General features: G+C 32.2%; 14 protein-coding genes and 1 tRNA gene. 9 read left to right on the top strand and 6 right to left on the bottom strand.

What is annotated here, in order from left to right; all coding sequences use genetic code 11:
* Nucleotides 1–124: 124 nt before the first annotated feature.
* The 9 genes from M3P09_RS09870 to M3P09_RS09830 all read left to right on the top strand — a co-directional run bounded on the left by M3P09_RS09870 (nt 125) and on the right by M3P09_RS09830 (nt 17847).
* Nucleotides 125–1711: an arylsulfatase gene (locus tag M3P09_RS09870; RefSeq protein WP_249973011.1), complete on the top strand. Its 1587-nt coding sequence runs from the start codon at nt 125–127 to the stop codon at nt 1709–1711.
* Between the two features lie 73 nt (nt 1712–1784).
* Nucleotides 1785–4433: a LamG-like jellyroll fold domain-containing protein gene (locus M3P09_RS09865; protein WP_249973010.1), complete on the top strand. Its 2649-nt coding sequence runs from the start codon at nt 1785–1787 to the stop codon at nt 4431–4433.
* A 123-nt stretch (nt 4434–4556) separates the two neighbouring features.
* Nucleotides 4557–9287, top strand: a complete 4731-nt coding sequence (locus M3P09_RS09860) for a PKD domain-containing protein (protein ID WP_249973009.1) — start codon at nt 4557–4559, stop codon at nt 9285–9287.
* A gap of 3 nt (nt 9288–9290) precedes the next feature.
* Complete coding sequence (locus M3P09_RS09855; protein WP_249973008.1) at nt 9291–9992, top strand: hypothetical protein; 702 nt, start codon at nt 9291–9293, stop codon at nt 9990–9992.
* Between the two features lie 85 nt (nt 9993–10077).
* The gene (locus tag M3P09_RS09850; RefSeq protein ID WP_249973007.1) at nt 10078–11073 is read left to right on the top strand and encodes a LamG-like jellyroll fold domain-containing protein; all 996 of its coding nucleotides are present in this window, start codon (nt 10078–10080) and stop codon (nt 11071–11073) included.
* Nucleotides 11074–11262: 189 nt separating this feature from the next.
* Complete coding sequence (locus M3P09_RS09845) at nt 11263–12681, top strand: sulfatase (RefSeq protein WP_249973006.1); 1419 nt, start codon at nt 11263–11265, stop codon at nt 12679–12681.
* Nucleotides 12682–12697: 16 nt separating this feature from the next.
* Nucleotides 12698–15307 carry a metallophosphoesterase family protein gene (locus tag M3P09_RS09840; RefSeq protein WP_249973005.1) on the top strand — a complete coding sequence of 870 codons (2610 nt, stop codon included), beginning with the start codon at nt 12698–12700 and terminating at the stop codon, nt 15305–15307.
* Between the two features lie 347 nt (nt 15308–15654).
* Nucleotides 15655–15728: transfer RNA gene (locus M3P09_RS09835), tRNA-Arg, on the top strand.
* A 109-nt stretch (nt 15729–15837) separates the two neighbouring features.
* Nucleotides 15838–17847 carry a coiled-coil domain-containing protein gene (locus tag M3P09_RS09830; protein WP_249973004.1) on the top strand — a complete coding sequence of 670 codons (2010 nt, stop codon included), beginning with the start codon at nt 15838–15840 and terminating at the stop codon, nt 17845–17847.
* Nucleotides 17848–17863: 16 nt separating this feature from the next.
* Here the strand turns inward: M3P09_RS09830 and M3P09_RS09825 are convergent, their stop codons facing one another.
* The 6 genes from M3P09_RS09825 to tsaD all read right to left on the bottom strand — a co-directional run bounded on the left by M3P09_RS09825 (nt 17864) and on the right by tsaD (nt 23425).
* On the bottom strand, nt 17864–19045 hold the full coding sequence (locus M3P09_RS09825) for a THUMP-like domain-containing protein (protein ID WP_249973003.1): 1182 nt from the start codon (nt 19043–19045) through the stop codon (nt 17864–17866).
* Nucleotides 19046–19051: 6 nt separating this feature from the next.
* Nucleotides 19052–20140: an AI-2E family transporter gene (locus tag M3P09_RS09820; protein ID WP_249973002.1), complete on the bottom strand. Its 1089-nt coding sequence runs from the start codon at nt 20138–20140 to the stop codon at nt 19052–19054.
* A gap of 39 nt (nt 20141–20179) precedes the next feature.
* Entirely contained in the window at nt 20180–20680 is a 501-nt protein-coding gene (locus M3P09_RS09815) for a TrmH family RNA methyltransferase (RefSeq protein WP_249973017.1), read from the bottom strand.
* A gap of 47 nt (nt 20681–20727) precedes the next feature.
* Entirely contained in the window at nt 20728–21369 is a 642-nt protein-coding gene (locus M3P09_RS09810; RefSeq protein WP_249973001.1) for a DUF4159 domain-containing protein, read from the bottom strand.
* A gap of 317 nt (nt 21370–21686) precedes the next feature.
* Nucleotides 21687–22391, bottom strand: a complete 705-nt coding sequence (locus tag M3P09_RS09805; RefSeq protein WP_249973000.1) for a 16S rRNA (uracil(1498)-N(3))-methyltransferase — start codon at nt 22389–22391, stop codon at nt 21687–21689.
* 11 nt (nt 22392–22402) lie between these two features.
* Nucleotides 22403–23425 carry a tRNA (adenosine(37)-N6)-threonylcarbamoyltransferase complex transferase subunit TsaD gene (gene tsaD / locus M3P09_RS09800; protein WP_249972999.1) on the bottom strand — a complete coding sequence of 341 codons (1023 nt, stop codon included), beginning with the start codon at nt 23423–23425 and terminating at the stop codon, nt 22403–22405.
* Between the last annotated feature and the right edge of the window lie 133 nt (nt 23426–23558).

Here is a 23558-nt window from a genome sequence, read left to right as displayed (position 1 = left end):
TTTAAAAAGGTGTTTGTTGAAGCCATTGAAAATTTTGGATATAGATAAGCACCTTTTTATTTAAAAAACCAAGTTAATACTCTAAAATATAAAAATGAACAACCAATATTCACAATTATTTTTTATGAACAATAATAGCAACATAATAAGATCTTTTATACTTGGTGGTATATTGGTTGTTCTATTTTCTTGTAACAAAAAAATAAAGAAAACAGAAAACACTGTTGTTAACCAAAAACCTAACATCATCTATATTCTTGCAGACGATTTGGGGTATGGAGAGTTAGGAGCATATGGACAAACTAAAATTGAAACCCCAAATATTGATGCCCTAGCAAAAGAAGGTATGGTTTTTACTCAGCACTATACCAGTGCACCAGTTTGTGCACCAGCAAGGTATATGTTGCTAACAGGAAAGCATTCAGGACATGCATATATTAGAGGAAATGATGAATGGAGTCAGCGTGGAGATGTATGGAATTATAGAGAAACTATATTAGACTCAACATTAGAGGGGCAAAGACCAATACCAAGCAATACACTTTTATTTCCAAAGAAATTAAAGGAGAATGGTTATGCAACAGGTATGGTTGGTAAATGGGGCTTAGGAGCACCGCATACCGATGCATTACCTACAAAAATGGGCTTCGATTTTTTCTTCGGTTATAATTGCCAACGACAAGCTCACACTTATTATCCTGTTCATTTATATAGAAACGAAGAGCGAGTGCATTTAAATAATGATACGATTAGACCATCTAGAAAGCTTCTAAAAGGTGCAGACCCTAATAACCCTGAAAGTTATACAGACTATACGTTAAATGAATATACGCCAGATTTAATGTTTAATGAGATGATTAGCTTTATTGATAGAAAAAAAGACAATCCTTTTTTCTTTTATTGGGCTACGCCAATACCACACAATCCTATTCAGGCACCACAGCACTGGGTAGATTATTACAAGAATAAGTTTGGAGAAGAAGAGCCTTATTTGGGTGAAATAGGGTACTATCCACATCAAAACCCAAGGGCTGGTTATGCCGCTATGATTTCTTATTTAGATGAGAATGTTGGAAAATTAGTAAAACATTTAAAGGAGAATAATTTATATGATAATACACTTATAATATTCACATCTGATAACGGAGTAACTTATTCAGGAGGAACAGACGGAGCATATTTTAATAGTTCTGGGGAGTTTGGAGAAGCTTATGGTAAGGCTAAAGGTTTTGTTTATGAAGGAGGCATAAGAGTACCTATGATTGCTTCGTGGCCTAACCATATAAAACCTGAAAGCACTACAGACTTAGTTTCTGCTCATTATGATGTTATGGCTACTTTATCTGAGTTGGTCGAATTTGAAAAACCTTTAGACACTGATGGCATTAGTTTTTTACCCACATTATTAGGAAAAGATAATCAAGTTAAACATGAATTTTTGTTTTGGGAATATCCAGAGTATGGTGGACAAGTAGCTATTAGAATAGGAGATTGGAAAGTGATACGTCAAAATTTAAAAAACAAGAAAAAGGAAGCCACATTAGAGTTATACAATTTATCAGATGACCCTACAGAATCAATCAACGTAGCAGAACAACATCCAGATATTTTAAAGCAAGCCGAAGCAATTTTTAAAAGAGAACATCAAAATGCAGAAATAGAGCGCTTTAGGATTCCATTAATTGAAAATGGATTATTAGCTAACGAATAGATAAAATATTATTTGGGATTGCATAAAAAAGCAATAAAGTGAATAATAGATAAAAACACTAAGAGTTATAAAAATGAAATATAGAAAGAGTAATTATATAGTCAAATTAAATGTATTTTTAATCCTAGCATGCTTAATATTTTTAGCTTGCTCAAAAAAAGACGATGCAGTAACTCCTCCTGTTGAAGAAGAAAAAGAAGAGGAGCCTACGAATGAAGATTATGAAACACTCGTTTTTACATCTAATGAAAGCTTCTTTTCCCCTACAGGAACCTTATTGGCACACTTAAGAGATAAAACAAGCGGGAATGAGTATAATAAAAATGAATACTACGATTATATAACTGATTGGAAAGTTCTTACAGACACTATTGTTTTTGGAGTAAACATAAAAACAGCTGGTGATCTAATTATAAAGCCGGAAATGGCTATCCCTACATCTCAAGAAGGATCTAAATTATTAATCTATATAAATAATACAAGTAAAGAAATTACTTTAAAAGCAACGGGGTCGTTAGAGACCTATGAAATTCAAAATGAAGTGACCTTTGATGATGTTCCTGTTGGTTTTCATACTGTTAAGTTGCAATTAAAATCACTTATTGATTCCAGTGAGGGAGTAGGAAACTTAAACAATTTACATTTAACAGGACCAGCTGCAAAAGATTCAGAAAATGTAATGCGCCGTTATCGAGCAAAAGCGGTGCACTGTAAATGGGAAACAGAGAGTACAAACCCTATTGAAATTAGCGTACACGAGCTTACTATTATTAGTAAATCGCAAGATTATTATCAGCCAATAACAACACCCTTTGGATATACAGGGTCAACCTGGGATAAAGACACACAAACATTTGGAGGCTATAATTTTTCACTGTGGTCCTACGGCGCTAATGATCCTGTTCCTCCATTTTATCAAGAAAGTCACTTAATAGCTGTAGGTCCAAATCTTGAATTTGGTTCCTATGGGCATGAAGGTACTGGAGTAAAACCAAGAGGAGACCATCCATATATTGGAGTTGATACTAATGTTCAAACTATAGCTGTGAGGATGGTGCCTGGAGAAATATATGATACTTATTGGAGCTATTATTTAGACCCAAATGATGGACATTGGAAATTGTATGGTTGTGGTAAAAAATATAATGAAAGTGGAGAAATCAAATATTTAACAACGGGAGCTTTTGTAGAGGTCCCTGGTGGAGCTCATAAAGTAAGAAATGGGAATGTAATATGCGAAACTCAATATAGAGGCTGGCAAATGGATACTTCAGGAAACTGGTATCCTATTAATACAATGGCTGGTAGTACCAATCAAAATAATTTAAGTTTCAGAGACTGGAATATAGTTGATAATAAATTTTCAATGCAAATGGGAGGATGGGGAGAACCTGGAATTGAAAAGAAAACATTAACATTAAATAATCCAGATTCTGCCCCAGATTATCTTAAAGGAGCATATTTAGATGAATTATATAAAATGCCATCAACCTTTACAGATAATGCCCCTACAGAAGTTTTAAACAGATCAGTAAAGCTAAGTTTTAATGTTTCAGATTTGGGTACAGGTGCCTCAGCTGAGGTTTTTTGGGATATAGAAGAAGGGCTTACTAAAGAAGATAAATGGACAAATAAAAAATCTATTGCAGTTAATGGCGGATTAAATGAATTTACATTAGACGATCTTGAACAAAACACCGATTATTATTACAGAATCAAAATCAAAAATGACCAAGGCATAACGTGGTCATACGATACACAAAAGTTTAAAACAACTAATGTTAACGGTCCTGCTGTAACGCCAGTATCAAATTTCGGCGCAAGCTCTACGAATATAACAGTCAACCAATCAGTGACTTTTTCTGATACCTCATCAAATTACCCAGATAGTCGTTTGTGGACTTTTGAAGGAGGAACACCTGCAACCAGTACAGATGAAAACCCAACAATTACATATAGCGATGTAGGAAGTTATGCGGTAACTTTAACAGCTACTAACAGTGCAGGCTCAGATACTAAAACTGAAATGGGGTACATTACAGTTTCAGAAGGAGGCACAGGAACATTGCAAGCTCATTATAACTTCACAGGAAATTTAGTGGATGAAACTTCTTATCATAGAGATTTATCTGAAGTTGGCGGATTTACAGCAACATATACTACTGATAAAAACTTAGTTGCTAATAACGCCTATGAAGCATCAGGTGAAGACGCTAAGTATTTAACAAATAATAATTATAAAGGTATAGGAGCAAATGAAGCTAGAACCGTTACTGCATGGTTTAAAACAACAGCGGTAGGTTCAAGAAAAACAATTGTGTCATGGGGTAAAAATTCTGAAGGACAAATGTTCAATGTTATGATTCATGACGGTAGAGTTAGAATTGAAGCAGGATCATGTTCTTTAAGGTCTACTGCAACTGGATTAGATAATGATGAATGGCATCATATAGCGGTTACATTTAATCCATCTGATGGTGACAAATTAAAAGATGTTAAAGTGTATGTTGATGGTGTTTTGGATACTAATACTTCTGATGGAACAGGAAATTCATATCGTTCAGAAGTTGTTGTAATAAATACTGATGTTTCCACAAATAATATTCGTATTGGATCTGCAGAATATAACAGCAATTATTTCTGGCAGGGAGCAATCGATGATGTAAGAATTTATTCTGAAGCACTTACTTCTACTCAAATTTTAGAGATAAAAGACAATTAATTCTTACTGATAATTTAATTAATAAATGTTTTGTTGAAAGTTTAAAAAGAAAGTGGATAAATAGCTTAAATGTTAATAAACTCTTCTTTTTATTGTCAATTAAAAATGAAAGAAAAATAAAAGATGCACATAAAAAAAAATACTATAATCATTGTTTTTTTAGCGCTTACTTTAAATCTAACTCTAGTAGCGCAAGAAAAAGTAAAAGCAATAGAAGACTATCCAATATGGATAGATATGATGGAACAGTCGTCTGTTAATATGGAAGATGCGAGAAAGGCATTTGATGCTTACTGGAAACATAACACCCATTTTAAAGGTGATAGGTCAAAGCAATTTGAGCGCTGGTATGTTATAAATTCAAAGAGATTGGATGCATATGGAAATGTTATTTCGGCTGAACAAGTGAGGCAAGAATTTCAAAGGATGAGGTCTTTTGGAAATTTTGAGCAAAAAGGAAAATGGTATAATTATGGACCTATTACTGTAGGGCCACGAAATGGAATTAAAAAGGATGGTGGACGTGTAAAGGATATTGCATTTCATCCAACAGACGAAAATACTTATTTAGTGTCCTGTTTTAAAAGTGGTTTATTTAAAACCACTGATGCCGGTTTAACATGGACCCCTCTAACTGACCAGTTACCGCAAGAAGTTTATATTTCAAAAATACTGCCTTCAAACCCTAGTACTATTTTTATAGGTACCAATTCCGGGGTTCTAAAGTCTATAGATGGAGGCAACACTTGGAGTAATACATCATTAGCTTCAACAAAAACAAATGCTTTAATTATTAAGCCAAATGAAGAAAATGTTCTTATAGCTGGAACACAATCGGGTATTTATAGGTCTACTAATGAGGGAAGCACATGGACACAAGTGCAATCTGCAAGTAATGTTGAAGAGTTAAGGGTTCACCCAACAAATTCAAGTATTATGTATGCAGGAACTAATGGATCGACATCACAGTTTTTTCGTTCCACAGATGGCGGTGCTACATGGGCTGAAGATACATCTTTCGGACAGGGAGCTTTTATGAAAATTGCTGTTACTCCAGCAGAACCAAATTATGTTTATGTTATTAACTCAAGAGATCACTTAAATCAAGATTCTTTTGAAGGGGTATATAGATCTACAGATTCTGGACTAACTTTTACTAAGCAATCTGGAGAAACACCATGCATTACAGGTTATGATAATAGTGGAGCAATATCAAGAGGGCAGCCTAATTACAACTTGTTTATAGTTTCAGATCCCAATAATGCCAATATAGTATATGCAGGAGGTGTAAAATCATGGAAATCAATTAATGGAGGAATAAGTTGGACTCAAGTGTTTAATGATGTTACTTCTGATGGTGGTGGATTACACCTAGACCAGTTAACATGGTCATATTCACCTATTAACGATAAGCTATTTGCAGTAAATGATGGAGGTATTTATTTTTTAAATACTAACGATAAGTTTCAATCAATTACAGATGGATTACCTATTGCAGAGGTTTGGGAATGTACTCAAAGTCAGCAAAATCCAACTAATGTAGCTGGAGGGACATTTCACTGTGGTATTAAATTAAATAAAGATGGTGTTTGGTTGTCTCCTTGGGGAGGAGATGAAGCTACTGTATTGTTTGATTATTCTGATGATACATATGCCTATCACTTTAAGTATGAAAAAATAAGTAGATCTGTTGATGGCGGTCTTTCGTTTCAAAGAATTAATTCTTCTTCGGCAGACCGAGGCTTTTATACAGGAACTGGGGTTTTAGATAAAAGTGATGTTAATACTCTATTTGTTGGTTTGTTTGAAGTAGAGAAAATTAATAATGCACGTACAGCAACATCATCTCAAGCTTGGGACAAGATTTCTTCTTTTGGAGGAAATTCTAGAATAGAAAAGATTGAACAATGTGACGCCAATCATAATATTATGTATGTGTCTAGAGAAGGTAATAATTTTTATAGATCAGATAATGTAAGAGCTGCATCGCCCAACTTTACTGATTTGACATCTAATTTACCTGCATCTGGAAAAGTAACAGATATAGCAACACATCCAACAAATGAAAATCTAGTTTATATATTATTGGGAAGTCAAATATATAAATCTGAAGATAAAGGGAGCAGTTGGACTAATATTTCTATTGGATTACCAGGAGTAGCTTTATTAGAAATGATATATGATAAATCTAGTGATGAAGGTATATATGTAGGCACAGATATAGGCATATATTACAAAGATGCCACTTTATCAAGTTGGATAGATTATTCTGATGGATTACCAGTAATTAGAGTATCTGGAATGGATATTTATTATGGAGCTACAAGAGAGGAAAGTTTTTTAACTGTATCAACAGATGGAAGAGGTTTTTGGAGGTCAGAATTAAATGATATTACTGCTACAGCACCTACTGTGGGGTTTTCTTCAAACAGAACGTCTATTTATCAAGATGGACAAATAGAGTTTGTAAATGAATCTACTGAAATTTCTGTAGGCTCATTTTTGTGGACTTTTGAAGGAGGCTCACCAGCAACAAGTGTAGAGCGAAACCCTATAGTTACATACAATACTATAGGAAATTATGATGTTACTTTAACATACTTTACAAATGCAGGAACAACAACTAAGTCTACACCAAATTATATTACTGTTGAAGCTCCTGTGGTGCCTACCGCAGATTTTTCTGTAAATAATCAAACAGTTTTTCAAGGTAATGCTCTAGAGTTTATTGATACTTCCTTAGGTGACCCAACCTCATGGTTATGGACTTTTGAAGGAGGCACACCATCAACAAGTACAGAACAAAACCCAATTATTACATATAATACTTTAGGAAACTATAAAGTTACTTTAGAAGCAACAAATTTGGCAGGAACCAATACCAAGGAAGTTGTAGATTATATTACGGTAACTGAAAACACAGGTTCTGGACCATTACAGGCACAGTATAATTTTCAAGGAAACCTTATAGACGATTCTTCGTATTCAAGAAATTTAATAGTAGAAGGTGGGTTTACACCAAGCTATATAGCAGATAATAATTCAAATTTAAATAGCGCCTACCAAGCACCTAACGAGTCTAATAAGTATTTAACCAACAATTATAAAGGCATAGGTGTAAATGGAGAAAGAACTGTAACTGCATGGATAAAAACAAATAATGCAGGGACTAGAAAAACTATTGTTTCTTGGGGACAAAACTCGCCAGGACAAATGTTTAATGTCATGATAGAAAATGGCAATATAAGAGTTGAAGGCGGTGGGTGTAATGTACAGAATGATGATTCTACGGTAGCGAGATTAGATGATGATACTTGGCGCCATATAGCTGTAACTTATAATCCTTCAGATGGAGATAGAGCCAAAGACATAAAGCTATATATAGACGGTGTGTATTATGCTAACCAGCCAGATTCTGGAGACTCTTTTAATTCTGAAGCCACAGTTATTAATACAGACATTACAACTAATAATATACAAATTGGTAATGCAAACTATAATGCTGGCTATTACTGGCGAGGAGCATTAGATGATGTTCGTATTTATTCTGTTGCATTAACTGCCGAAGAAGTAGTAACTGTTATGAATGAAACTCCAGATATGCCACCAGTAGCAAATTTTGTTGCAAGTGATACTAATATTTTTTCTGGAGATGATGTAGATTTTAATGATACATCTATAGGGAATCCAACATCATGGAGTTGGGTTTTTGAAGGTGGAACACCAACAACTAGTATCCTAAAAAACCCAACAGTTAACTATTCAACAATTGGTACCTATAAAGTTACCTTAACTGCAACTAATGCTTTTGGAGCAGACACAAAAGAAATAGTAGATTATATAAGCGTAACCCAAAGGCCTGCTCCAACAGCTAATTTTTCAGCAAATAATCTAGAAATATTTGAAGGAGATTCTGTAAATTTTACAGACACTTCTGCAGATGATCCAACCTCATGGCTATGGGCTTTTGAAGGAGGAACACCTACAAGTAGTACTGAACAAAACCCTGTAATTACTTATAATACCGAAGGCACCTATAAAGTAACATTAACAGCGAGTAACACAATAGGAGATGATACAAAAGAGGAGGTTAATTACATTACAGTGTATAAACCTTTGGGATTACCTATAGATAATTATACCATCCAAATTACTGGAGAAACCTGCAGAAATAGTAATAATGGAATTATAGATATTACGGTAAAAGAAGATTACGATTACACAGCTACTATAACTGGAAGTAACATATCTGAAATTACACAGGCTTTTAGTGTTTCTAATCCATTACATATAGAAAATCTTCCAGCTGGCACATATCAAGTATGTATAACAATTACTGGTGTAACATATTATAATAAATGCTTTACTGTTGTTGTGAGTCAGCCAGAAGACCTAAGTGTTTTATCAAAGGTAAATACTAAATCAAAAACAGTCTCATTAACTTTATTTGGGGCGTCATCATATACCATAGAGTTAAATGACAAGAAGTATTTTACAAGTAAAAATGAGATTACACTTGATTTAGAATCTAATAAAAATAATACACTTAAGGTAAGTACAGATTTAAATTGCCAAGGTGTTTTTGAAGAAAACATTATGTTGAATGACACCATTTTTTATCCAAACCCAGTTTCAAATAAATTAACCATTTCAACACGAAAATTATTCGAAAAAGCAGATACTATTTTGCTTACTATTTTTTCTGTAAATGGAAAACAAGTTTTATCAAAAGAATACAAAACTCCTTCTAACGGCAAAATTAGAGTAAACACAGAACCCCTTCAAAAAGGGATTTACATAGTTTCTCTTATATCTAACGAGGATGTTGTCAATTATAAAATTATAAAGCAATAACAAATGAAGAAGTTAATTTATAGCTTAATAGTATTGATATATATAAGTTGTAGCGGTGGAGGATCTGATGATTCTGGTCCTGGTGTACCAGTTCCCAAAAACCCTGCGTCTGCAATTTTGGTATACCCAGAACAAAATTCTGAATGTACAACAGGTACAAATGTAACAACAACAAATAGCACTGTTGAGTTTGAATGGAATGTAAGTGCTAATACAGACACTTATGAGTTATCACTTAAAAATCTGGAATTAGGAAGTACCACAACACATAATGCTACTACTAATAAGATAAGCATTGAATTATTAAAAGGAACACCATATTCTTGGTTTATAGTTTCTAAATCTAATAGTGTGGATAACACAGCCCAAAGCCAAACATGGAAGTTTTATAATGCTGGAGAAGGTACAGTTTCTTATGCGCCTTTTCCAGCTGAAGTTGTTGCTCCAGTTAATAATGTAAACGTAGCAACTACAGATAAAGTGACATTAGATTGGAATGGGAGTGATGTTGATAATGATATTTCAGTATATGATATATATTTTGGAACGACAACAACTCCTCCTTCTTTCAAAACAGATCATCCAGAAAGCTCATTAGTAGATGTAGCAGTAACTTCTGGAACTACTTATTATTGGTATATAATAACCAAAGATGAAGAGGGAAACAACTCTCAATCTGAAACATTTAAATTCACAATTGATTGATTTAAATGCAGTAGCTATGTACTTGAAAAAACACCTAACATAAAAATAAATATTAATACTAATAACCTATCTAAAATATAAAATTATGATGTTAAAAATTACTTTTCTAAAACCAATATTTATATCGGTTATAATACTTAATCTTCTAAGTGTTAGCACGTTTTCTCAAACGTTAGAAGTGCATTACGAATTTTCAAATAATTTGGATGATACCTCTGTAAATGGTAGAAACTTAACAAAAACAGGAAGCGCGTTAAAACCATTTACTACAGATAATTTTACAAATACCACTAGCGCATTTGATGCTTTTGATGCAACTGGAGAGTATTTAGTAGCAACGGGTTATAAAGGAATCTCAGGTAATGGAGAAAGAACAGTTTCAGCTTGGATTAAATTAAGAGCAGGAGGTAATAGAAGGACTATTGTTTCTTGGGGCCAAAATTCAGCAGGACAAATGTTTAATATCATGGTGCATAGTGGAAGAGTTAGAGTAGAAGGAGGAAGCTCAAGTATCTTAAGTGAAGGAATAATACCTAATGGTAGCTGGCATCATGTAGCTGTAACTTTTAATCCAACTACAGATGGCGCAAAATTATCATCGTGTAAAATGTATATTGATGGAGTATTGCAAACTATTAACTCTTCTTTTAATCCAGGAATTGTTATAAATACCGATACAGCTACAAATGATATTAGAATAGGAGAAGCCGTATATAGTACTACACATTTTTTTAGAGGAGAATTAAACGATGTGCGTATTTATTCTGGAGAGCTCACAAGTGCTCAAGTAACAACTGTAATGTCAGGAGGAGTGTTAAGCACGAAAGGAGATAAAGTAGCAACTACGCTAAAAGCATTTCCTAACGCTGTGTATGATGTACTAACTATTAAATCTTCATTAACAAGCAAATTAAATGTTTCAGTATATAATATGTTAGGAGCATCTGTTAAAACTAATATTCTTAGTAATGATTATGGGCAAGTAAAAATAGACATGAGTCATTTGTCAAGCGGTTTATATAATGTAATGATAGAAGATGCAAATGGAGAACGTTCAAATTTAAAAATTGCTAAAAAATAATGTTTAATACAGCTTAGTTATAAATAGTAGTAGTATTTTTATTTTTTGACAAATGTTTATTAGAACTAATTTTATAATTACCGTGAAATCTAACATTGAATAGTATTTCATGCAGAATATAATAATAGTGATAAACTCTTTTTTAATAAGATAGATAAGAAATTAGGTAATTGTGAAAACCAAATTAAGATGAATAATAAAATATTCAATTTGTGCATTGTATTTATATGCATCAATTTTGTTGCTTGCAACTCTATTAAAAGCAACGATTATAAAGAATTAGAAAGACCCAATATTGTTTTAATTTTGGTTGATGATTTGGGATGGAGTGATACTAGTTTTATGGGTAACCCAGTATATGAAACCCCAAATTTGGACAAGTTATCTAATGAGTCGGTTGTGTTTTCAAATGCATATGCACCAGCTGCGAATTGTGCTCCCAGTAGAGCATGTATAATGTCTGGTAAGAATACGCCATTTCATGGTATTTATACAGTAGGCTCATCTGAAAGAGGAAAATCTAAAAACAGAAAATTAATCCCAACTAAAAACACAGTAACTTTATCAGATAGTATAGTAACAATTGCCGAAGCTTTAAAAAAGCATGGTTATACAAGTGCATCAATTGGAAAATGGCATTTAGGAGAAGACCCTAAAACACAGGGCTTTAATATTAATGTAGCAGGATCTCATGCGGGACACCCTAAATCATATTTTAGTCCTTATAAAAATAAAAACATAGAAGATGGTACTAAGGGAGAGTACCTTACTGATAGGATAACTAATGAAGCTATTAATTTTATTAGTGCAAATAAAGAAAAGCCTTTTTTTCTGTATTTGCCTTATTTTACTGTACATACGCCATTACAAGGCAAACAACATTTAATAGAAAAGTATAAATCAAAAATTAAAAATGATCAAAGGTTTAACCCAATGTATGGAGCTATGGTTGAAAGTATGGATGATAATGTTGGCAAGCTACTAAATTCGTTAAAAACACTTAAAATTGAAGAGAACACCATTGTAATTTTTATGTCTGATAATGGAGGGTTAGCTTCGGTATCAACGCAATTCCCTTTACGAGCAGGAAAAGGGTCTTATTACGAAGGAGGTATTCGTGTTCCCTGTATTATAAAATGGCCTAAAAAAATTGAAAAAACAAAAAAAACAAATGCAGTAATTAGTGGCCTAGATATTTTTCCAACACTTATGGATATAGTTAATGATAAAAACGATTATAATTTAGAAGGCACCTCTTTACTACCATTATTAACTGAAAATAAAAGTGTTAAAGAAAGATCTTTGGTTTGGCATTTCCCTATTTATTTACAAGGTGTTAATACTAAAAAGGATGATGCCAGAGATTCTTTATTTAGAACACGACCAGGAAGTGTTATTAGAAAAGGAAAATGGAAACTACATGAGTATTTTGAAAACGGAGAATTGGAGCTTTATGATTTAGATACTGATATTGGAGAAAGAATTAATTTGATTGAAGATAACCAAGAAAAAGCTCAAGAATTACTTGATGAGTTAAATACATGGAGGGAAGCTAGACAAGCACCAGTTCCAAAAGAATTAAACCCAGATTACAGCCTCCTTAAGTAATACCTTTTATACAATAATGAATCGAAGAAATTACATAAAAACCTTTTTATTAGGGTCTGTTATCCCTGCAGCATCTTGTTACGGAATTACAAATCTTTCTAAAATTAGATTCTCCAATCAAAAGATTTTGGCATATAAAAGCGAGTGGCATTTATGGCAAAACATGAAGTGGGTTGGCCCACAATATTGGGGGAATAGACTGCAAGATTGGGAGTTAATTAATGGGAAAGTGGTATGTACAGTTAAAGGAAAAAACAGAAACTTACACTTGCTTACAGTGCAAAACCCGAACGGTAATGCCGAATACCAAACTAAAGTTACAATAAATGTTTTAGACAGTAGGATTGAAAATTCAGGAAAAAGCTGTTTTGGAGTTAGAATTGGAACTAAAGGAAGATTTGACGATTATCGATCTGCTGCGGTTTTTGGAAAAGGTTTAGATATTGGACTAAATCTCAAAGGCGATTTAGTTGTAGGAGATAAAATTTATAAAACGAAGTTTACTAAAATTCCTAACAAATTCACTTTAAACATTAATGTTAAAAGTAAAGGAATTGATAAACAATTGCTTAAAGTTGATGTTAAAGATTCTTCTAATAAAACATTATACACTATAAATAATTTTGAAGCGTCTTATGAAAACTTAAAAGGAGGCTTTGCTCTACTTTCAGATATAGATGTTAAAAGAAATAATAACTACAAACCAGTAGTTGAGTTTGAACACTGGAGTATTAACTCTGAATCACTTTATTCAAATGAGGATAATATTTTCGGACCCATTTGTTTTTCACAATACACCTTACATCAAAATAAGTTGAAAATTACAACTCAATTGTCTCCGGTAGAAGAGGTAAAGGGGCACAAGGTTTTGTTGCAATTTAAAACAGGTGATGAATGGGTTACTCAAGAGGAGCAAGTAATTACGCATGCAGGACGTGCTGTTAATTTTTCGATAGCTAATTGGAATACTACAACAAATATCCCATATAGAATTCGTTTGCAAATACCTTTAGTAGAGGGCTTACATCAATATGATTATGAAGGTACTATTTTAAGAGAACCTAAAAATAAAGAAACATTAAAAGCTGCTGTTTTTAGCTGTAATTTCGACTATGGATTTCCAGATTCAGATGTTAATGAAAATGTCTCAAAATTAAATCCAGATATCTGTTTATTTCTTGGAGACCAATTTTATGAAGGTACAGGAGGTTTTGGAGCGCAATTTACTGGAGGTTTTGATAAAATTTGTCTGGATTATTTGCGTAAGTGGTTTATGTTTGGATGGTCTTACCGCGAATTGTTTAGACATCGACCTTGTGCAATAATTCCTGACGATCATGATGTCTATCATGGTAATATTTGGGGTGAAGAAGGAAAGTTAGCAGACAATAGTAATGGTTATGGAGCATCATCACAGGATAGTGGAGGATATAAAATGTCTCCAGAATGGGTTAATATGGTGCAATTTACTCAAACCAGTCACTTACCAGACCCATACAATCCTACACCAGTTAAGAACAATATAGGTGTTTATTACACACATTGGAATTATGCTGGAATCAGTTTTGCTATTTTAGAAGATAGAAAATTTAAATCGGCACCCGCTCATATTTTGCCAAAAGAGGCAAAGGTGAATAATGGTTGGATTATGGCTGATGATTTTGATATTAAGCAGTACAGAGATTTAAAAGCAGATTTATTAGGAGAGCGACAAGAACAGTTTTTAGAAACATGGGGTAAAGATTGGTCTCATGGAGCCGAAATGAAAGCAGTTCTATCACAAACCAATTTTGCTACGGTTGCAACATTACCAAAAGAAGCAAAAACAGGAGCTGTAATACCTAAACTGTATATTCCAGAAATTGGTGAGTATATAGAAGGAGATAAAGCTACTGTAGATATGGATTCTAATGGTTGGCCAGCTAATAAAAGAGACAAGGCCGTTGAAATTATTAGAAAAGCTTTTGCATTTCATATAGCAGGCGACCAACATTTAGGGTCTTTTGTTCAATATGGTGTAGAAGAATTTGGTGATAGCGGATTTGCTTTTGCAGGACCAGCTTTAAATAACATTTGGCCGCGGCGTTTTTGGCCACCAGTAGATAGTTCTAATCATAGTTATATAAATCCTGCGTATACTGGCAATCATTTAGATGGGTTTGGCAATAAAATGACAGTTAAAGCTGTCGCAAACCCACACAATATGCATTTAGAACCTAAAGTTTTACATAATAGAGCAGTTGGTTATGGTATAGTTACTTTCAACAAAAAAGACAGAACCATTAAAACTGAATGTTATAAACGATTTGTTAATCCAGATGAAAAAGATGCACAATATCCTGGTTGGCCTCAAACAATTACTCAAGAAGATAATTATGGACGTAAGGCTCAAGCATACTTACCAGAAATTAAAATTGAAGGCTTGAAAAAACCTGTAGTGGAAATTATAAATGAATCCACAAATGAAACAGAATACTCATTACGCCTTAATACAAACATATTTAAACTCAAAGTATTTGATAACTTGAATTCATATACAATTAAAGTTGGAGAACCAGACTTAAACATTTGGAAAACTAAATCTGGTATAACACCTAACACAAGTAAAATTAAATTTGTTTTCTAGATATGATTTAGGAAAAATTAATCATCTAGTAATTTTTTCCATTATTATATTACACTTATCAAAAAACAACTAACATCAATGGATTAAATCAAAGGATATGAATAATAAACTACAAACTTATTGATTTAAATAAAAATCATAAAATAATCTTGCTTAATACTGAATAGCATATTATATTTGCACGCACCTTAAAAAAGGTAAAATAAAAACAAAAGTTCTAATTCAAATAACAATATTTTTTAGTTGCTAAGTTTAATTAAAAAGTGTAAAGTTTGATTTTAAAGAATATAATTTGAGTGGCAGTTTTTAACCACTTCAATACTGTTAAGTAGAAACATAAAAACTACGGGCTCTTAGCTCAGCTGGATAGAGCACCTCCCTTCTAAGGAGGCGGTCGAAGGTTCGAATCCTTCAGGGCTCACAAAAAGCTTCACTTGCAAAGTGAAGCTTTTTTGTTTTTAAACTTTTTGGAATTATAAAATTCCTTAGTTAATTAATTATAATATTTATTAGCTTAGCAAATAGATTATATGAAAAAAAATCTCCTATTTATTTGCTTTGTAATATCAAATTACATTTTCTCTCAAGATGTTTCTATTTCTACAAGATTTAGTGAAGACGGTGCCTTATACGATAGTTTAACCACGTCTCCTAAGACCTTAACATTATTCAAAAAAAATGAGAAATGTATTGTAGTTGATTATGTAGGAAGAGATAATTATAAAGTACAATATAAGGAATGGGTTGGGTTTTTAAATTCTGATTTTTTATTTATTAATGAAGAGATGATGGATTTATATTATGACTTTCAAGAAAAAGAAAGGCTTAAAGTAATTGAAGAAAGAGAAAATAGAAAAAAAAGGATACAAGAGATTATTAGAAATAGTCCAGCTGAAAGAGAAAAAAGAAAGAAGGACTCCATTGTTAAGGCTAAAGAGCTAGAAAGACAACGTATAGTAGCACAAGAGTTATTACGAAAACAAGCAGAGGAGAAAGCTAAAAGACAACAAGATTCCATCGCTCAAGTTAAAGAACTAGAAAGACAACGTATAGCAGCACAAGAGTTATTACGAAAACAAGCAGAGGAGAAAGCCAGAAGACAGCGAGATTCTATAGCTCAAGTTAAAGAGTTGGAAAGACAACGTGTAGCAGCACAAGAGTTATTACGAAAACAAGCAGAGGAGAAAGCCAGAAGACAGCGAGATTCCATCGCTCAAGTTAAAGAACTAGAAAGACAACGTGTAGCAGCACAAGAGTTATTACAAAAACAAGCGGAGGAGAAAGCCAGAAGACAGCGAGATTCCATCGCTCAAGTTAAAGAGTTGGAAAGACAACGTGTAGCAGCACAAGAGTTATTACGAAAACAAGCAGAGGAGAAAGCTAGAAGACAGCGAGATTCCATCGCTCAAGTTAAAGAACTAGAAAGACAACGTATAGCAGCACAAGAGTTATTACGAAAACAAGCAGAGGAGAAAGTTAAAAGACAACGAGATTCTATAGCTCAAGTTAAAGAGCTAGAAAGACAACGTATAGCAACACAAGAGTTATTACGAAAACAAGCAGAGGAGAAAGTTAAAAGACAACGAGATTCTATAGCTCAAGTTAAAGAGCTGGAAAGGCAACGTATAGCAACGCAAGAGTTATTACGAAAACAAGCAGAGGAGAAAGCTAAAAGACAGCGAGATTCTATAGCTCAAGTTAAAGAGCTGGAAAGACAACGTATAGCAGCACAAGAGTTATTACGAAAACAAGCAGAGGAGAAAGCTAAAAGACAACGAGATTCCATCGCTCAAGTTAAAGAGCTAGAAAAACAACGTATAGCAGCACAAGAGTTATTACGAAAACAAGCAGAGGAGAAAGCTAAAAGACAACGAGATTCCATCGTTCAAGTTAAAGAACTAGAAAGACAACGTATAGTTGTGCAAGAGTTATTACGAAAACAAGCAGAGGAGAAAGCTAGAAGAGAGCAAGATTCCATCGCTCAAGCTAAAGAGCTAGAAAGGCAACGTATAGTTGTGCAAGAGTTATTACGAAAACAAGCAGAAGAGAAAGCTAAAAGACAGCAAGATTCCATCGCTAAAGCTAAAAAATTAGAGAGGCAAAATGCTAATAAAGAGAAATTTGATAACAATTGTAAATATCTAATCAATGAATATGATGAATTTTATAAAGAAAAATTAATTAGAACAGAACTTTATAAAATAAATAATAATGTTACAGCAGAATTGTATAGACAGGGAAAAACTATAAGTGTTTTTTTAACTTTATCAGAAAACTTAGGCTGTGCTAGTTATTTGCCAAGTAATAGGTCTTCAGTAAAAATCACGCTTGAAAATAACCAAACATTAGTGTTATACCATTCATGGAATATTGATTGCGATAACTTCAACTTTAAAGGCAGAATATCTAGTTCTCATATTCAAAAGCTGAAAGAATCCCCAATTAAATCTATATTATTTAAGGGTACAAAAAGGACGAAAAACATTTCAGATATAGATTATAAAAATTTTTTTATAGATAAGCTTAAATGTATAGAATAAATTGTGTTTTAATTTTCTAATCTGTTTTAATACAAATAATTACAATTTTTTGATTACTAATATTTGTAGTAAAAAATAAGTAAATATTTCCACCATCTTTAATATTGAATTTTTTTCTGATTTGCTGAACAGTATCTGGAAAATTTCGTGTTGTAATATTTGCCTTTTTAATGGCTTCTCTTTTTAATGCTTTTTTATTGAAAGGTAATATACTTTCAATTTTGAAGCACCTTCCAGGGAAATCTAAAAGCAATTTGCTAGTATACAAATGAGAATGTTGGTGAAGCTTAAAAACATTTAATTGTTTTGAAATTGAATGAAACCCTCCGCCTTTTAAAATAGCACTATTTGGCTCGTATAAATAGGTTAGTGGTTGACTGTATTTAGATGTTGAAGCTTTTTCTTTTTCTAAAGAAAATTGAAAAAAATCTTTTAATTCATTTTTAATGTTAACAGTTTCAACATTAACCTCCCCACAAAAATCTCGCTCCAAAACCCAAAGTAATTCTTTTACTTCATTATTTACAGCTACTACATAAATGGTTTTTACATGTTTTAACTCGTTAATGCCAATTGATAAATCGAGTAGAGGAGAAGTTTTAATTAAAATATTTTTTGAATGCTTAAAAAGTAAATCTGAATATTCTGGAATGTTAGGCAAACAATCATTTAAAAAAAAGACCTTGCCTTTACTATCATGTCGCCTAGAAGGGTCAATATATATCCAATCGTATGATTTTTTACTGTTTTTTAAATATTCAATACCATCGATATTATGCGTGCTTATATTTTTAATATTGAGCTGTTTGTAATTATAGCTAACAATATTTGAAAGTTTTTCATTAATTTCACAATGCTCTACAGTTTTAAAGTGTTTTGAAAAGTAGTAACAATCCACCCCGAAACCTCCGGTTAAATCTATAATAGATTCGCCATTAACCAAGCTTGATTTGTATTTTGCAGTAACTTCAGAAGATGTTTGCTCAATGTTTAATTTATTGGGATAGTATATATTTTCTGAGCTAAACCATGTTGCTAATTTTTTTTCACAACGCTTTTTGGCTTCAATTTGTTCGATAACTTCTTTGGTTCCCACACCTTGAAAATGGATACCTTTTAGTAGTAATTTTGAAATATCAACATTCAAGCTTTTGTTTATAAACTCTTGAATTTCAATATTTAAAATAGAATGATTCAACAGTGATTATAGATCTTTGGTAAGTTTTTTTACAATTTTGTTTTCGGATAAAAATTCCTTTAAAATTACTTTTATAGCAGTATAAGCAGGAACCGCAATTATTAAACCAATAACACCAAACAAAATACCAGTAATTAGAATGATTAAGAAAATCTCTAAAGGATGAGATTTTACACTTTTCGAAAAAATTATAGGCTGACTTCCAAAATTATCAACCAATTGTCCAATCATAAATACTATAAATACCCAAAAGGTTTTAGGTAAAATTACCTCACTAAAGCTTTGCCCAAGATTACTTGTCATAGTGAGTGTAAGCATTAGAAATGCTCCAACCAATGGTCCAACATAAGGGATTAGGTTAAGTAAAGCACATAAAAATGCTATAACTATAGCATTTTCTACGCCTATAATAAGTAGCCCTATTGTATAAATTATGAATAGTATAAGTATTTGAAAAATAAGACCTACAAAGTATCTTGAAAGTAAATCTTTAATTTTTGTTGAAGAATCTTTCCAGCGAGATTCTTTATTGTCTGGAATGAAAGTTAAAATGCCATTTTCAAATAATTTGCTGTCTTTTAAGAAAAAAAAGGATATAAACAATACCGAAAATAATCCAATACTAAAACTACCTAATCCGCTAACCACAGAATTTAAAAAATTTGGAATTAGTGAATAGTCTATTTTAGTGAGAAGGTTAGAATCTTTAATAGACTGTTCAATATCAATTTTATTTAAATCAAAATATGAAATTATTTCCCTGTATAAATCCTCAACATTACTTTGTAACTCATCAATATTTAATAAGGACAGATTATGTCCTTGTTCTACTACTAAAGGAATAAAGAGACTTACTAAACCTATAAAAAGACCTAAAAGAACTACCATTGTTACAATTACTGCAATAGTATTTTTAAATTTTAAACGGCGTTGCAAAAATAAAACGATGGGCCTCCCAATTAATGATATAACTGCTGCTATAGCAATGTATACTATAACCGATTGTATTTTATAAAGAAAAAATAATACTAAGGCTATACCTAGAATAATACCTAAAGCCTTTAAAATACCGTTTGATATGGTGTTGGAATTCATGTAGTAAATATAATATTATTTACCGAAGAAAGTAATAAATTATAAAAGCTGTTTGGTCATTTCGTATAAAGCTATGTTTGTAGCTTGTACTACATTCATACTACTATTTTGCCCAAACATATCTATATGAATAATGGCATCTGAAATTTTCAGAATATCTTCTGAAACTCCAAAATTCTCATCACCAATAACTAAAGCGATTGGTTTTTCTTTTGAGAAATTAAAAGAATGGATAGCTCTACTAGCATCTGTAATTTCTAATGCTATGATTTGATAGTTCTCATTTTTTAGGTTTTCTACAGTTTTTGAAGCTGATTTTACAACCTCGTAACGAACCACTTTTTCTGTAGCTCTTGAGGTTTTAGTCATTTTTCGTCCAAATGGAATATGCTCTCCACACAGTATAAGTTTTTCAATACCAAAGGCATCAGCAATTCTAAATAAACTTCCAATATTTGGAGCATTGGTAACATGGTCGCAAACCAAAGTTATTGGGAATGTTTGTTTTTTAAAGTTGGTATTGTAGTGAGTGAGTTGCAATTTAAATGTTGATTTGTTTAGTTGTTTTGCCATGAATTAGTGGCAATTTAATTTTCAAAAGCATATTTAACAATATTTGCACCCATTTTCAAAGCTTTTTCTCTAACATCTGCCGGATCGTTATGTACTTCTGCGTCTTCCCATCCATCACCTAAATCACTTTCGTAAGTAAACAATAAAACCAATCTGTCATTGTTGAAGATTCCAAATGCTTGTGGTCGTTTGCCATCATGTTCATGTATTTTTGGCAAGCCTTTTTGAAATTTATAGACGTTATTGAATATGTTATGATTTGCAGGTAACTCTATTAATTCTTGGTTTGGAAATACCTTTTTTAATTCTTTTGTAATATATGGTTGCATACCATAATTATCATCAATATGTAAAAAACCACCAGAAATTAAGTAATTACGAAGATTTTCGGCATCAGTTTCACTAAAAAATACATTGCCATGCCCCGTCATGTACAAAAACGGATATTGAAAAATATCAGTACTACCAACTTCAACTGTTTGAGGTTTAGAGTTTATTTTAGTATTTATATTGTTATTACAAAACGCAATAAGATTAGGTAAAGCAGTAGGATTGCCATACCAATCGCCGCCACCTTTATACTTTAAAATAGCTAAATCTTGACTGAAAGAGAAGAATGAAAGGAAAAAAAAGAATAAAGAAATGCTTAATTTCATAGATTGTTAACAAATATAAATGTTGAAAATTAGTTTAAATATATGATTAAAAATGATATTTTGGTTTTTATATTTGTAAAAAAGAAAACCACTTCAATACAAAAGAAGTGGTTTGTAGATAAAAGGTCTATTTGTCTCTGTTAGCTCAAATACAATATGAATCAGAGGCTTATAGATCTTTAGTGTTTTACAAAGATATGCTACGGTTTTAACAAATTTGAAGAAATCTTCTTTTGATTTTTAACCAGTCGTTAACAATTTAACTGTTAATAACTTGACTTTTTTGTTAGGAACTAGTTTATAAAATATATATTCAACTATTCATTTATAAAAGCGACTGAGTGGCATGCAACTACTGCCGCAGTTTCAGTACGTAATCTGGTTTCACCCAAAGTTACAGGAATAAAATTATTAGACAACGCCATTTCTATTTCTTTAACAGAAAAATCACCTTCAGGTCCAATTAAAATAGTAACGTTTTGATTTGGGTTTAATTCTTGTTTTAAAGATTTTCTATCGGTTTCTTCACAATGCGCAATAAATAAATCACCTATAAAATCTTGCTTTATAAAAATTTTAAAAGACATAGCTTCATTTAGTTTTGGTAAATGGCTGCTTAAAGATTGTTTCATAGCCGATTGTAAAATTTTTTCGTAACGTTCTGCTTTTATAACTTTTCGTTCGCTATGGTCACAGATAATTGGCGTGATGCTATCGATACCAATTTCGGTAGCTTTTTCTAAAAACCATTCGTAGCGATCATTCATTTTTGTTGGAGCTACAGCAAGGTGTAAATTGTAATTTCTTTTTGTTTGTTTGGCTTTAGTAACAATCGTAGCAATGCATTTATTAATATTTGGTATTGTAATTTTGGCAGTAAACAGAAAACCTTTTCCGTTTGTAATATGCAAAGTATCTCCAACATTTTTGCGTAATACTTTTACAATATGTTTACTCTCTTCTTTACTGAAAGTAAATTGCGTGGTGCTTTCTGATATGTCTGGATTGTAAAAGAGTTGCATAAATTACTTTTTTAAATCTTCAATCTAGCTGAAGCCATTACACTTTGTTCTGCAAAATTACCTTCTAAATACTTTAAATAGCCAACTATAGCAATCATAGCTGCATTATCGGTTGTGAATTCAAATTTTGGCACGTAAGTAGTCCACCCAAACTTTTGTTCACAATCTTTTAAAACCTTTCTTATTCCAGAATTTGCAGAAACACCTCCGCCAATAGCAATGTGTTTTATACCAGTTTGTTTTGTAGCTAGTTTTAATTTGTCAATCAAAATACCAATAATTGTATATTGAATTGAAGCACAAATATCATTTAAGTTTTCGACAATAAAATTAGGATTAGCTTTTACTTCACGTTGAATAAAGTATAAGATAGCCGTTTTTAAACCCGAAAAACTAAAGTTTAAACCATCAACTTTTGGTTTGGTAAATTGGTATGCTTTTGGGTTTCCTAATTGCGCACGTTTGTCAATTTCTGGTCCTGCAGGATAACCTAAACCAAGAATTTTTCCACTTTTATCAAAAGCTTCACCAACGGCATCATCAATGGTTTCACCAATAACAGTCATATTAAAATAGTTATCAACTTTGACAATTTGCGTATGTCCACCAGAAATAGTCATTGCTAAAAAAGGGAACGGTGGTTTGTCAAAGCCGTCTTCATCTATAAAATGAGCTAAAATATGCGCCTGCATATGGTTAACATCTATAAGTGGAATATTTAATCCGTATGCTAAAGATTTCGCAAACGAAGTGCCTACTAATAAAGAACCCATTAAGCCTGGGCCACGTGTAAAAGCAATGGCATTAAGTTGTTCCTTATTTATATTTGCTTTTTTTAAGGCTTGATGTACTACAGGGACTATATTTTGTTGGTGCGCCCTTGATGCTAATTCTGGTACAACACCACCAAACTCTTCGTGTATTTTTTGATTAGCAACAACATTGCTTAAAATTTTCCCGTTGTGTATTATAGAAGCGGCTGTATCATCGCATGAAGACTCAATTCCTAGTATGTAAATATTTTGTGAAGACATTAATAAAAATTAGGCACAATAATTGTTAATTTTGAAAACAGATAAACATCTGATAACTTCATTTATTCGTAAGTACAAATGTAGTTTATTCTTAATAAAATCATAACTTTAACGCATATCAAAAAAGTACTTA

This window comes from Jejuia spongiicola (assembly GCF_023502325.1).
In the GTDB taxonomy this organism is placed as follows: Bacteria; Bacteroidota; Bacteroidia; order Flavobacteriales; family Flavobacteriaceae; genus Wocania_A; species Wocania_A spongiicola.
Note: the sequence above shows the minus strand (reverse complement) of the source record. Positions and strands in the feature narration are given on the sequence as shown.

Excerpts from the sequence above, each read along its gene's own strand:
- M3P09_RS09870 (WP_249973011.1), top strand. The coding sequence starts at position 125 with ATGAACAATAATAGCAACATAATAAGATCTTTTATACTTGGTGGTATA.
- M3P09_RS09865 (WP_249973010.1), top strand. The coding sequence starts at position 1,785 with ATGAAATATAGAAAGAGTAATTATATAGTCAAATTAAATGTATTTTTA.
- M3P09_RS09860 (WP_249973009.1), top strand. The coding sequence starts at position 4,557 with ATGCACATAAAAAAAAATACTATAATCATTGTTTTTTTAGCGCTTACT.
- M3P09_RS09855 (WP_249973008.1), top strand. The coding sequence starts at position 9,291 with ATGAAGAAGTTAATTTATAGCTTAATAGTATTGATATATATAAGTTGT.
- M3P09_RS09850 (WP_249973007.1), top strand. The coding sequence starts at position 10,078 with ATGATGTTAAAAATTACTTTTCTAAAACCAATATTTATATCGGTTATA.
- M3P09_RS09845 (WP_249973006.1), top strand. The coding sequence starts at position 11,263 with ATGAATAATAAAATATTCAATTTGTGCATTGTATTTATATGCATCAAT.
- M3P09_RS09840 (WP_249973005.1), top strand. The coding sequence starts at position 12,698 with ATGAATCGAAGAAATTACATAAAAACCTTTTTATTAGGGTCTGTTATC.
- M3P09_RS09830 (WP_249973004.1), top strand. The coding sequence starts at position 15,838 with ATGAAAAAAAATCTCCTATTTATTTGCTTTGTAATATCAAATTACATT.
- M3P09_RS09820 (WP_249973002.1), bottom strand. The coding sequence starts at position 20,140 with ATGAATTCCAACACCATATCAAACGGTATTTTAAAGGCTTTAGGTATT.
- M3P09_RS09810 (WP_249973001.1), bottom strand. The coding sequence starts at position 21,369 with ATGAAATTAAGCATTTCTTTATTCTTTTTTTTCCTTTCATTCTTCTCT.
- M3P09_RS09805 (WP_249973000.1), bottom strand. The coding sequence starts at position 22,391 with ATGCAACTCTTTTACAATCCAGACATATCAGAAAGCACCACGCAATTT.
- tsaD (WP_249972999.1), bottom strand. The coding sequence starts at position 23,425 with ATGTCTTCACAAAATATTTACATACTAGGAATTGAGTCTTCATGCGAT.